At 40.4% G+C, this 12,266-nt stretch carries 12 protein-coding genes and 2 pseudogenes; 10 read left to right on the top strand and 4 right to left on the bottom strand.

Annotated elements, in window-relative coordinates; genetic code table 11:
* The 8 genes and pseudogenes from EWV60_RS20865 to EWV60_RS20830 all read left to right on the top strand — a co-directional run.
* A pseudogene (locus EWV60_RS20865) lies at positions 1-112 on the top strand (IS30 family transposase); the annotation flags it as partial.
* 145 nt (positions 113-257) lie between these two features.
* Entirely contained in the window at positions 258-1,016 is a 759-nt protein-coding gene (locus EWV60_RS20860; protein WP_287234442.1) for a hypothetical protein, read from the top strand.
* 418 nt (positions 1,017-1,434) lie between these two features.
* Positions 1,435-2,271 (top strand): annotated as a pseudogene (locus tag EWV60_RS20855) (EcoRI family type II restriction endonuclease).
* A 37-nt stretch (positions 2,272-2,308) separates the two neighbouring features.
* Entirely contained in the window at positions 2,309-3,319 is a 1,011-nt protein-coding gene (locus EWV60_RS20850) for an adenine-specific methyltransferase EcoRI family protein (protein ID WP_002794629.1), read from the top strand.
* 450 nt (positions 3,320-3,769) lie between these two features.
* Positions 3,770-3,979 carry a DUF2281 domain-containing protein gene (locus tag EWV60_RS20845; RefSeq protein ID WP_002760653.1) on the top strand — a complete coding sequence of 70 codons (210 nt, stop codon included), beginning with the start codon at positions 3,770-3,772 and terminating at the stop codon, positions 3,977-3,979.
* Positions 3,979-4,368: a PIN domain-containing protein gene (locus EWV60_RS20840; RefSeq protein ID WP_287234439.1), complete on the top strand. Its 390-nt coding sequence runs from the start codon at positions 3,979-3,981 to the stop codon at positions 4,366-4,368. Before EWV60_RS20845 ends, EWV60_RS20840 begins: the two co-directional genes overlap by 1 nt.
* A 326-nt stretch (positions 4,369-4,694) precedes the next feature.
* Positions 4,695-4,970 carry a hypothetical protein gene (locus tag EWV60_RS20835; RefSeq protein WP_002794726.1) on the top strand — a complete coding sequence of 92 codons (276 nt, stop codon included), beginning with the start codon at positions 4,695-4,697 and terminating at the stop codon, positions 4,968-4,970.
* Complete coding sequence (locus EWV60_RS20830; RefSeq protein ID WP_002758126.1) at positions 4,967-5,380, top strand: type II toxin-antitoxin system VapC family toxin; 414 nt, start codon at positions 4,967-4,969, stop codon at positions 5,378-5,380. The genes EWV60_RS20835 and EWV60_RS20830 overlap by 4 nt, the downstream gene beginning before the upstream one ends.
* A gap of 346 nt (positions 5,381-5,726) precedes the next feature.
* On the opposite strand, the gene EWV60_RS20825 is transcribed toward EWV60_RS20830, so the two are convergent.
* Positions 5,727-6,734 carry a Gfo/Idh/MocA family protein gene (locus EWV60_RS20825; protein ID WP_287234436.1) on the bottom strand — a complete coding sequence of 336 codons (1,008 nt, stop codon included), beginning with the start codon at positions 6,732-6,734 and terminating at the stop codon, positions 5,727-5,729.
* Positions 6,735-6,818: 84 nt separating this feature from the next.
* On the opposite strand from EWV60_RS20825, the gene EWV60_RS20820 reads away from it, so the two are divergent.
* Positions 6,819-8,858 (top strand): hydantoinase/oxoprolinase family protein, encoded by a 2,040-nt coding sequence (locus EWV60_RS20820; RefSeq protein ID WP_287234433.1) that lies wholly within the window; start codon positions 6,819-6,821, stop codon positions 8,856-8,858.
* Positions 8,859-8,890: 32 nt separating this feature from the next.
* On the opposite strand, the gene EWV60_RS20815 is transcribed toward EWV60_RS20820, so the two are convergent.
* From EWV60_RS20815 to EWV60_RS20805, 3 genes are all read right to left on the bottom strand, one after another.
* On the bottom strand, positions 8,891-9,511 hold the full coding sequence (locus tag EWV60_RS20815; RefSeq protein WP_002794731.1) for a chorismate lyase: 621 nt from the start codon (positions 9,509-9,511) through the stop codon (positions 8,891-8,893).
* Positions 9,512-9,659: 148 nt separating this feature from the next.
* Positions 9,660-9,956: a hypothetical protein gene (locus EWV60_RS20810; protein WP_002733251.1), complete on the bottom strand. Its 297-nt coding sequence runs from the start codon at positions 9,954-9,956 to the stop codon at positions 9,660-9,662.
* A complete protein-coding gene (locus EWV60_RS20805) occupies positions 9,957-10,616 on the bottom strand; it encodes a glutathione S-transferase family protein (RefSeq protein ID WP_287234429.1) in 660 nt (219 codons plus the stop codon).
* A 173-nt stretch (positions 10,617-10,789) separates the two neighbouring features.
* Here EWV60_RS20805 and lepB point away from each other — a divergent pair, with 173 nt between their 5' ends.
* A complete protein-coding gene (gene lepB / locus EWV60_RS20800) occupies positions 10,790-11,887 on the top strand; it encodes a signal peptidase I (RefSeq protein ID WP_287234427.1) in 1,098 nt (365 codons plus the stop codon).
* Positions 11,888-12,266: the final 379 nt, after the last annotated feature.

Raw genomic sequence — 12,266 nt, 5'->3', positions numbered from 1 at the left:
GGAAAGAGCCGTAAACTTGATTAACAATCGTCCTCGAAAATGTCTTGACTATCGTACCCCGAATGAGGTATTCTATAAAGGTAGATCAGACAGTGATGCAATTCAGACTTGAATTGGCCTTCTTTGTTAAACAAATTCACCCTTAATACTAATAAAGAATGAAACGAAATTCACTAAGCCAAACGACGCATATACGGCATACAAAGTTGCTTGATTTAGGTATCTTGATCTTTTCGGTTGTAGCTCTTTGTTCAGCGATGCTCCTATCTTTTATATATGTTAATAATGACAATCCCAAAACTACCCCGTTTGTGCTGAGAAAAGATACTTATGACAAGCTTTTCCCTTTTTTATTGGGCACTGTTGCGGTAGGAGGGTTTGCACTTGCATATACACGAATTCAGCGATCAAAAGAGGAAGAAATCGCACGTAAGAAGGCAGCAAAAGCGCTATTAGAACGAAGGATTAAGCGTCTGCAAGAAATTTATACAATAGTTTTGACTTTATATCAAAATATTAGGCTACAACTTCGAAGACTGAGCATAGCTTTTATTTTTGACAAATATGATGGGCAATGGAAAATCCGGCGAAGCCTCTTTGAAGAGGTATTGTTTGCACTTAATGAATCTCAGATGGCGGGTGAAAAGATTGTTAAGACACTAGAATTTGAGCAGGATGCAATAAAGTCTGTGAGGCAAAAACACGATAGCGATGACGAAGATAATCAGGAGTATGAGAAACTTATTGATGATTTAAGAGCCCAAATTGGCGGTATAGAAGGAGTTCTTCGCAATGTTTTGAAGTTGGTGGAGTGGCAGAGTATAACAGTTGGAACTTCTTCCGAAGAGGATCTTGTTGCAGTACCTCAGAAGTTTGTAAACTTTGTAGAAACAAGTTCTACCGGCAACTTGGGATTTCTAAAAATAATTCAGTATTTCAATAAGTTCTCAAAGAATATTCGACTACGAATAGCAATACTTGAGACTGAGCATGAATCATATGGTAATGAGTCATAATATCGTGTCTAAAATTAGTGCCTAACAATTCCGGTGCAGCGGATTGACCGAAGTTGCTTGGGCGGGATGTAGAGACCCTGGCAACCGCTGACCCGAAACGTTAGTGCGATCACAATCTTGTAGGGTGCGTTCCCTAATGCAAGTCCTACTACTCCAGCGCTCGATTTTGGGGAACGCACCATGCACATTGATTCAAGCTGTGGGTTAAAGTGCGATGTGGGCTAATCTGGCTAACACGCTTTTGGGCGTGATATACGGAAAAGTTCGGGTGATTGCGCCTAAATGGGGTGATATGCCGAAAGTTGACCCATATCGTTACTCTAAAGAGTGTTATACATAAAGTTGGTGTATAATCTTTCGTTATAGATACATTGCCTGTAGCAGAAAGTGGCAGATTTAAGTAAAGAAAAGGCACAATATGACTAAGAAGAATCAATCAAAAAGATTAACGAATCAACATAAAGAGTCTAAAGGTGTGGTTGGTATATTTGGAGATGAAGCAAAATCACACGACATAACTGTTGGAAAAATTTCACTTTTTGTAATTGAACAGCTTAAAAAAGAGTTTCCTCAATTATCTTTTCAATACAAAACGAGCATAAAAAAAGAAGAAATAAACGAAGCATTAAAGAAAATTGACCCAGAATTAGGACAAACACTTTTTGTACCAAACTCAAGTATTATACCCGATGGTGGAATAATAGAAGTAAAAGATGATAACGGTAATTGGAGAATCGTTTTAGTTTCGGAAGCTAAACATCAGGGGAAAGACATTGAAAACATCAAAGCAGGAAAACTTGTAGGAGCAAAAAATGATCAAGATTTGATGGCTGCTGGTAATGCGATAGAAAGATCCCATAAAAACATATCTGAAATCGCTAATTTGATGTTATCCGAATCTCATTTTCCCTATGTATTATTTTTGGAAGGCTCAAATTTTTTAACAGAAACTATTTCAATTAAAAAACCCGATGGAAGGGTTGTAACGATTGAATAAAATTCAGGAACGCTAAATAGATTAGATAGGTTAACTTCTGCAAATTATGGAATGCTCATTAATACCAATTTGTGTAAAAATAAGTTTGTCAAGCATAAAGATAAAACAATTATGCTTCAAGCAACTTCTATATACACACAAGGAAATGGCGAAAAATGGGATCTCAAAAAAATGTTTGATATTATGCTTGAAATTTCTAAAACCTCTCTTAAAGTATTAGGCAGTGAGATATTTAATCAGATAACCAAAAGTAAATAACTAAAACAAAGATTTATTAAATCAAAATAGGTTGAAAATGGCAAGAAATGCAACAAACGAATTATTACAAAAAGCTAAAAAATCAAAAAGTGATGAGTTTTATACACAGCTTTCAGATATAGAAAGCGAATTACAGCATTATAAAAGTCATTTTGAAAATCAAGTAGTTTATTGCAATTGCGACGACCCCCGAATTAGTAACTTTTTTAATTATTTTACCTCAAATTTTAATGAATTAGGTCTTAAAAAAATAATAACATCTTGTTATAGAGAGCAAGTAAAAAATTTATTTAATACAGAAGAAGATGAAAAAGGGTTTTTCTTTGAATATACAGGTACAGAAGGCGAAAAAAACAAACCAAGTTCAACAGACCTAGTTTACTTTAATGGAGATGGTGATTTTCGTAGTTCGGAAAGCATTGAACTACTAAAGCAGTCCGATATTGTTGTTACCAATCCCCCATTTTCATTATTCAGAGAGTATGTAGCTCAATTGGTTAAATACGATAAAAAGTTTTTGATAATTGGAAATATTAATGCAATAACCTATAAAGAAATTTTCAAACTTATTAAAGAAAACAAGGCGTGGTTAGGAATAAATCTTGGTAGAGGTATTTCAGGTTTTATTGTACCTGAACACTATGAACTATATGGAACAGAAACTCGAATAGATAACTCTGGTAATAGAATAATCTCACCGAACAATTGTTTATGGCTTACTAATTTAGATAATTTTAAGCGGCACGAAGATATAAAACTTACAAAAAGATATTTTGGCAACGAATTTCAATATCCAAAATATGACAATTATGATGGAATTAATATTAATAAAACACAAGACATACCAATAGACTATAAGGGATATATGGGGGTGCCAATAACATTTTTACATAAATTTAATCCCGACCAATTTGAAATAATTAAATTCAGGAAAGGGAATGATGATAAAGATTTATCAGTAAATGGGAAATGTCCGTATTTTAGAATACTAATAAAGAATAAACGAATACAAACTGAATATATTGATTTAACTGACAAAGAAAGATAATGTATAACAAATCGTTGTACCTGACATTTTAGCTCTTCGGTTTGTGTTATGCAATGGACGAGGGTTATAAGGGATGGAACCGTTATAGAAAAAGGCATTTAGCGATTTTTGTCAATTGTTTTTGATCTAGAGCGAACTAATCAATTAAATCTCTTGCCAGATAAGGATTTAGTCGATTTATGCCCTCTATCGAACCATACCAAGTAACGAAGAACCGACATTGTTCCGCTACGATCCAAAATGTCGGTGAAATCGATCGTTATGCTCCAAAACTAGTGCGATACCGAAGGCACTGGGTAGCACCCCTAGATGAGGTTGGGGGGCTTGCTTTAGGGCACTATACTGGGTTATAGGGGTTTTCAAGATTAGTGCTATTTCTCATCAAATCCTATGCTAGACTGGTGGTAGATTAGTTATCAACTACTACAAAAAGTTGACTTGGTAAAATACATGAGTACATCAGCAAAATCACTAGAAGAACTGGTGAGACAATTATCGCCCCAGTTAAAGGTTGAAGTACAAACGTTTGTAGAGTCACTTTTAAGTAAATCTAACCAACCCATAAAACGTAAACTCCGTCAAGACTGGGCGGGGATGCTTAAAACTGATTACACATCAATTGAGTTACAGCATCTTGCAGTTGAATGGAGAAATGGCTAGTGTTTCTTCTGGATACGAATATTTGGCTAGAACGCTTATTAGGACAAGGACAGGCGGAGGTTGTTGCGGAGCTACTTGATACGCTCTCACCCTCTGATATGTGTATGACTGATTTTACTTTACATTCTATCGGGGTGATCTGTAATCGGCTGAATCAAAGAGTGGATGACGTTTTGATTGATGCTGGTGTTGTACTGGTCAGTATTCCTGCTAACCAAATGAAGAGAGTCGTAGAAATAATAGGTCTCTTTCGCTTGGATTTTGATGATGCTTACCAATATGTTGCTGCCGAGCTTGAAAAAGCTACTATTGTGAGTTTTGATCAAGATTTTGACAAGACAGAGCAAAGACGTTTGACTCCTATGCAAGTGCTTAAAATTAGAAATTAATTGCTTGCTCCCGTCAGTGCGATGCCGAACGCAATTTTGTAGGGTGCGTTCCCTAAGGTGGTTCCTACTGCTCCACCAATAGATTTTGGGGAACGCACCATGCACATTTATTGAAACTGTGGATTTAAGTGCGATGCCGAAGGCACTGCGTAGCAGTACGCCGCTCTGGTGGGTTAGGTTGACGGCAGAAACCCAACTGTGATCTTTGACTTCATTCCAATTTGTGCGGACTGTATTCAGGTGTTACCTGCTGTGATAGTTAGTAAGTGAGCCTGTTCGTTGAGTTGAGGAGTAAAATAGGAGAAGTCCTAATCTAAGATTTAGTAATGGATAGAAGCATTATAGAACGGCAACCGCTAATTGAAGCAGTCAAGGCTCTCCCTGATGAGGCTTTAGTGGAACTGTCTAATTTTCTTGACTATCTTCGCTATAAAGCAGCCCATCAAAGAGAACTGACCACTCATTCTTCTAGTTTTCTGCTTGCAGTTGCAGGTTTAGGCAACTCTGGTCAACAGGATATTTCAGAACGTGATGAAGAGATTCTAGGCAATGAGATTGATCCGGTGTCCGGCTGGAATCTTAAGCCAAGCAATTCAGTATGACGGCGATACTTGACACCAGTTTTTTGTTTGCCTTGACCGATCAGGGCGATCGCAATCATCAACGGGTGTTGGCTATTGCTCAAAGCGTGAATGAGCCATTGGTTCTACCTGTCGTTGTCCTGCCTGAGGTCTGCTATCTGATTGCATCAAGATTAGGCCACCAAGCAATGCGCCGTTTTGTATCCAGTATGACACCTGATGCGGTTCAAGTTGAACCTGTAATCCCAGAAGACTTGGTACGAGTGCATGAGATATTGGAACAATATGCTGACAATCAGCTTGACTTTACAGATGCAGCGATCATTGCCATAGCTGAAAGGCTTACTATTACTCGCGTTTACACACTTGATCGCCGAGATTTTTCGATTATTCGTCCAAGTCACTGCGATTACTTTGAGTTATTTCCTTGAACCGCCAGCTAACACTGCGTGGCAGCGGACGGTCGCAATTCGTCGCTGCCGAGCTTGCTTTCTAATGCCGTCGCTGATTTGAGCCGTTAGCGATCGAGCGCGCTACGCACCGATCGGGTTCTGGACTTCCCCGTTGACAAAAAGGCATAACCTGTGCTGTAGGGGGGATTAAGAGAATTTCCGATACCCTCTTACTGGGTACAAATTAAGAAAACCTCTAATAAATCTAACGCCGTACAAACTCCTCGTCAATAGCAAATCAGGTTATACTTCACACCCCACACCCCACACCCTGTCCCCACGAAAAACTTTTTCAGCAGACCCTACTTATCAATCCCATGTTTCCCTATTTTAAGCGCACAATCTCTCCAACTCTGGCTAGAGATAATTCTGCTGCCTGGAGGATTTTGACTAATTCCGTCCCTACCGATCCCGAAGATACAGGAGAATCGACACCCGTAGCCACCGACTCTAAAAAATGTTCGCACAATGCTTTCAGGGGTTCACCATCGGCAATAGGGATAGATTCCGTCTCCTGTCCCCGGGGAATAAAATAGGCTTCCTGACGTTCAAAATCGCCCTTTTTTCGGGTTAAAGGCGATCGAGAGTCTAATTCATTAAAAATTAAAGTCCCTTCGCTGCCAACTATCCCTAAACGTCGCTGTTTATCGGGATTCAACCAACAAAGGTGAATAGTCGCTTGAAAACCATCGCCATAGATCAGGGTTAACCAGACTAAATCGGCTAGATTAGGTTGTAGCCAGAAGGTTCCCCTTGCCTGCACTAATACTGGCGTACTATTTAACCAATGATTAAAAATCGAGATATCGTGAATAGCCAGATCCCACAAAGCGGACACATCCTGACGAACTGGCCCCAGGTGGGTGCGAGTGGCATAACCATAAAGAGGTTTACCGATACCCCCGGATTGCAGGACTTTTTGTCCAGTGATAACGGCGGGATGAAAAAGATAGGTATGATCAACTAATAAAATACGCTGTTTTTTCGCCGCTAATTCCGTTAATTCGCCACATTCTTGGGGATTGAGGGTTAAGGGTTTTTCGGCGAGGACATGATAACCTAAATTAAGAGCATCTTTAATCAGGGGATAATGACTGATGGCGGGAGTAACGACGACCACAGCCGAGATTTCGGGGTGATTGCGAATAGATTCCCAGTCATTGGCTAAAATAACTTTATTAGTATCCAGATTAAATTGATCCCGACAGAGACGGAGTTTTTCAGGGGAGGGATCAACGATCGCCACTACTTGCGCTGAGGGATGTTGAGAAAAATGACGGACGTAATGCACTCCCCAACGTCCTACCCCTAAGATAGCGATTCCTGTGGACATTTTGCTTACTCAGATAAATCAATCTAGTTTATCTTAAAAGGATTAGGCGCAATTGTTAATTGATTCTGAGAACTGGAAGGGATTATGTTAAAATTTTTTATCGATCGAGGGGGAACTTTTACCGATATCGTGGCGATAATCGATCAACCAGAAATTATTGAACGACTAGCTAGAGATGCCGCTAGATTTCTGATTGTTCCCCTTGCCGATCAACAGTGGATTGTTCTCTATAAACTGCTCTCGGAAAATCCCGAAAAATACCCAGATGCAGTCATTCAAGGGATCAAAGATATTAGCGGTTCCCTAGATAACATCGAAGTGATTAAAATGGGAACAACGGTAGCCACCAATGCGCTGTTAGAAAGAAAAGGAGAGCGCACGGTTTTGTTAATCACCAAAGGGTTTAAAGATGCCTTGAGAATTGGCTATCAAAATCGCCCCGATATTTTTGCCCGTCAAATTATTCTTCCTTCTTTATTATACGAACAAGTTATCGAAGTGGCCGAACGCTACGATAGTCAAGGACAGGAATTAATCACCGTTAATCCCGCCCAAGTTAAAGCCGATTTAATACCAGTTTATCAAGGGGGTATCCGAAGTTGTGCGATTGTTTTTATGCACGGTTATCGTTATCCTGACCACGAAAAACAAGTGGCAGCCATTGCCGAAGAAATCGGCTTTACTCACCTAGCCATTTCCCACCAAGTCAGTCCTTTAATGAAGCTGGTATCCCGGGGAGATACCACGGTAGTTTCTGCCTATCTATCACCAATTTTACGCCGCTATGTTGATAGTATTAGCCAGCAATTACCGAAAACTAGCTTACTATTTATGAAATCCGATGGCGGTTTAGTCACAGCCGATAAATTTCAGGGTAAAGATAGCATTTTATCTGGTCCTGCGGGGGGAATAGTTGGGGCAGTACAAACCAGTTTAAGGGCAGGATTTAGCAAAATTATCAGTTTTGATATGGGAGGAACTAGCACCGATGTTTCTCATTTTCAAGGGGAATACGAGCGGCAAACAGATAACGAAATTGCCGGCGTAAGAATGCGAGCGCCGATGTTAAGTATTCACACCGTGGCCGCTGGTGGGGGTTCGATTTTAGTCTATGATGGTTATCGTTTTCGGGTCGGACCAGAAAGTGCCGGAGCTAATCCCGGACCTGCCTGTTATCGACGGGGTGGACCATTAACAATTACCGATGCTAATGTTTTGTTAGGAAAAATTCAAGCTGCCTATTTTCCCGCTATTTTTGGACAAGAGGGAAATTTACACATAGATAGAGAGATTGTGCTGACAAAGTTTCAAGAATTGGTGGCAACAATGGGGGGTAATAATAGTCCTGAAATGTTGGCTGCGGGGTTTATTCAAATTGCCGTAGAAAATATGGCTAATGCGATTAAAAAAATCTCTCTACAAAAGGGTTATGATCTCAGTGATTATACTCTTTGTACCTTTGGCGGTGCCGGGGGTCAAGTGGCCTGTTTAATTGCCGATACTCTGGGAATGAAAAGTATTTTTCTCCATCCCTACGCTGGGGTTTTAAGCGCCTACGGCATGGGTTTGGCCGATTTGAGGGTAATTAAAGAAAAAGCGATCGAACAGCCGTTAAATGCCGATTTAATCGGGCAGTTACTCACGGAGATGAAGGAATTAGAAGTTTTAGCGGGTCGGGAATTAGAGGGTTATAATCGGGTGCGGCAGCAAGTCAGTTTAAAATATCAAGGCAGTGATGCCACTTTAGCGGTTAATTTTAGCGATCAAATGCGTCAGGATTTTGAACGGGAACATCAAAGACGTTATGGGTTTAAACAAGAACAAAAAGCTTTAATTGTTGAGTCGATTGCCGTGGAATTGATCCAGACTATGGACAGTCCCCAAGAAGCAATTTTAACTCGCACCCGTCCCATGGGAGAATTACCTCCTATCCTCGATCGAGTAGCGGTTTTTATGGCTAATCAATGGCGGGAAACGCCAATTTATCAGCGTTCAGATCTGGAACCTTTTGATTGTCTGGCAGGACCTGCAATTATTATCGAAAAAATTAGCACGATTGCGATCGAACCGGGTTGGATGGCAAAATTAACGGAGAAAAATCATTTAATTCTCTCCAAAGATTAGCTAATTGAACTACATAGAAATATCTACGGCAGTTAACCTAACTGATCAATTCTCATTTCGCCGAGGTATTTACGGAGATAGGGAGAAAAAACCTCGTAAATCAGGGTAAGGGGTTGGCGAGCGTGCCAAAATAGGTAATGACGACCCCAAAATGCTCCTTTTTCCCCAAAAGCTATTTCTAATTCCGGGGAATGACCGTAATAAAGTCCCTGCACATCGCGATACAATTCCGTGTGCAGCCGCGAGAGACTTTCCCAAATCGGTAGGGAACGATTTTCTAGATATTCGTCCACTTGATTGGCGGACCACCAAGAAGCGGCATAGGCTAACCTTTGACCACTAGCTGTGCGTAACCAGACTTGACGACGCAATCTCGGTCCTGGAATCAGGCTAATTTTCATCGGTGCGCCATCTTCATCGTCGCCGATGGGGGACATATCGATCACATCCACTTCCGTTTTTTCACCGGTTAAAAGTTGTAAATGACGGGTGGGAGAACCATCGCCGAGAATTAAAATCTGCCAAGGAGGCGCGAGTTGACTATGGGGTAAACCTTGTTTAACATCGGTTTCGTCTCCTTGCCAGAGAGGGGACAGGGAGTACCAAGGAGGATTAAGCAGGGGTTTTTCTTGGGGGCGGAGGATAGCAGTCAAGGTTTGTTACAAAACTTTATGATTTTTTCATTAATCATAACACGGGATTTTTGTCTGCTGGCGATAAAAGCGATCGCCTTGCTCCCATCCTCTCTAACTTTTTGGTTAGCAGATGCACTCTCGCCAAAGGAGATTGACTATTTTTATTTTAACGATAGAAAGGTATCAATATCTGGAGGAGTTTTTGTAATCTTCTCAGGGCAATTAATTGTCGAATCTTGGGATTAATTTGGGGGGGATAAATGCTGGTGGCTAATTGTTCTTCTAGTAAGGCATATTCTGCCGCAGTTAGGGGTTGATTATCAAGGGGCGAGCGAGCCGAGGTGATAATTTCTGCTCGTAAAACTTCTTCGGGAATATCTTCAGGAGAGGGCAAAGCAAGGGCTTTTAGGGGCGATAAGAAACCGATAGAGATGAGGATGATAATTTTGGTCGTTCGCTGCATTTAATTTAAACCGGGGGGCAATTTTTCTCGACACTGTTGATGAATTTCCCCGATTCTAGCAAACAACCAGGGATATTTTTGACGATAACTGGGAATTAGAGCCAGAGGACTGAGTAGGGCAGTGGCGGCAATATCGGCTACACTTAATTTATCTCCCACCAAATAGGCCTGATTTTGCCAATATTCTAGAATCTTGAGGGCATTTTCTAGGCGCTCCTCCGCTAGTTTTACCCTTGCTGGGGTGATTTTATATTGTTGTCGCACGATCTTAATAATTATTTGACTACTCAGGGAAGAATCGATCGCTTTTCCCTCTCCAGCGCGATAATCATAATAGACAAATCTCGTCGCTACTCCAATACTTTCATCTAACCAATCCTCTAGTAACCAAGCTTGATTTTTCTCCTTTTCCCCAGCGGGAATAAAAGAGGGGAAAGGAACTACTTTTTCTAAATATCTGAAAATGGCAGTAGAATCGGCAATAATCTCATCTGCTGCTATTAAAACGGGGACAGTGGTTAACCCTTTAGTTAGGGGACTGAGTTTGAGAATATGTAGTCCGGGGGTGAGATTTTCTACTTGGTAATCAATCCCCTTATAACCTAGTGCTAAACGAGCTTTGCGACAGTAATGAGAGGTGCTAAATTGAAGTAAAAGCATTAATTGTTATTGGTTGTTAGAGCAGTTATCAGTTATCAGTTATCAGATTTGAGTTTTAAGTGAGCAGTATGTATTAAGGGAGCAGTATTATTCCTAATGTGTTTTCACTGATTACTGATCACTGTTTACTGATTACTGTTTACTGATTACTGAATTGCCAATAAATATATACTATGAGAAAACCCTCCCTTTTTTCGGCTGTTTCTCGTCCTTATGCGACTAATTCACAAGCAAAAGATCCCTGGTTAGCGGTCAATCTCTCGATGTTTTTCCCCGGTTTGGGACAATGGTATGCTAACAAAAACCAAAAAGCAACCATTTGGGCGATCGCTCAAGTAATGTTAATAATTGTGACAATTTGGTCAATTTTTAGCCCCAATGGCCCTGTAAGCTGGGGATTAGGGGGAATAGTTGCTCTGGTTATCGTTTACATTAGCAATATTTTTGACGCTCACTGGACTGTTTATGATTCCAGACAGAATAACAGCTTAGAGAAAATTCCCCGGAAACAAAAAAACCCATGGTTTGCCGTCTTCGCTAACCGGATTATGCCAGGTTTGGGGCAATTGTACGCTGATAAGGTGAGATTAGGGATAATTTTTCTGACTATATCCCAGATTAGCCTGAAAATGGATCATTTTTTCACCAATATCCTCTTTCTTACCCCTTTAGTTACAGCGATCGCTATTTATCACGTTTATCACACTTTCCCCCATCAATTCCACCCCCATCGTCACACCTATCGTTCCATTTTGGCACTGATGGTGGGAGTGATTTTTACTTGGGGAATTATCTGTAATTATTTTCCCAATTGGTTACATCAAAAAATAGAATTTTTCCAGATTCCGACCGAATCCATGCTGCCTACCCTCGCAGTAGGTGATCGCATTTTCGTCAGTCAATCTGGTAATTATCAAACGGAAAGAGGCGATATAATTGTTTTTAGAACTCCCGAAAAAATTAAGCAACTAGATCCTAAGTCTGGAGATTTTTTTATCAAACGAGTCATCGCTATTGCCGGGGATACCATTGAAATCCGCAGGGGTAAAGTTTATCTCAACCGGCAAGTTATCCAAGAACCCTACACCGCCGAGTTAGCCAATTATGAAATAGAATTTATGACTGTACCCCCAAAAACTCTGTTTGTTTTGGGAGATAATCGTAACCATAGTTTTGATTCCCATGCTTGGGGTTTTTTGCCAGAAAGTTATATCATTGGTCAAGCCTATAAAGTTTACTGGCCTCTCGATCGTGTCCAGTCTTTGCTATGATGGGGATCACTATTGATTTTCAACTATCTTCAAGGGGTAATTTTAATCCTATCTACTTATTAGCGAGGAAAAACCTAACCGCAAGAATTTTGGCTCTCTTGGATTTGGTGGGTAAAGTGTATTCTAAGATACATTCCTCCTAGCGAGGGGGTGGAACGAACCACAAAGACACAAAGGACACAAAGATTAATCGATCCTATGTAAGTTAAACTTATCACACAGAACCTAGAAGAGCCGAATTTTTAGGTGAATCCTAATTGGGGTTTGCTGAATAAATCTAAAAACCTTACAGGAAAGGGCTTTTAGCTTGATTGAGAGCTTCCCAAATGCACTTAAATCTGCTAGAATCTCTTAAAACCCTTGCATCACCCTTGCATCA

This window comes from Microcystis sp. Msp_OC_L_20101000_S702, from assembly GCF_007095705.1.
Taxonomy (GTDB): domain Bacteria; phylum Cyanobacteriota; class Cyanobacteriia; order Cyanobacteriales; family Microcystaceae; genus Microcystis; species Microcystis ichthyoblabe_A.
The sequence above is the reverse complement of the archived record's forward strand: the minus strand, read 5'-3'. Positions and strand labels throughout refer to the sequence as shown.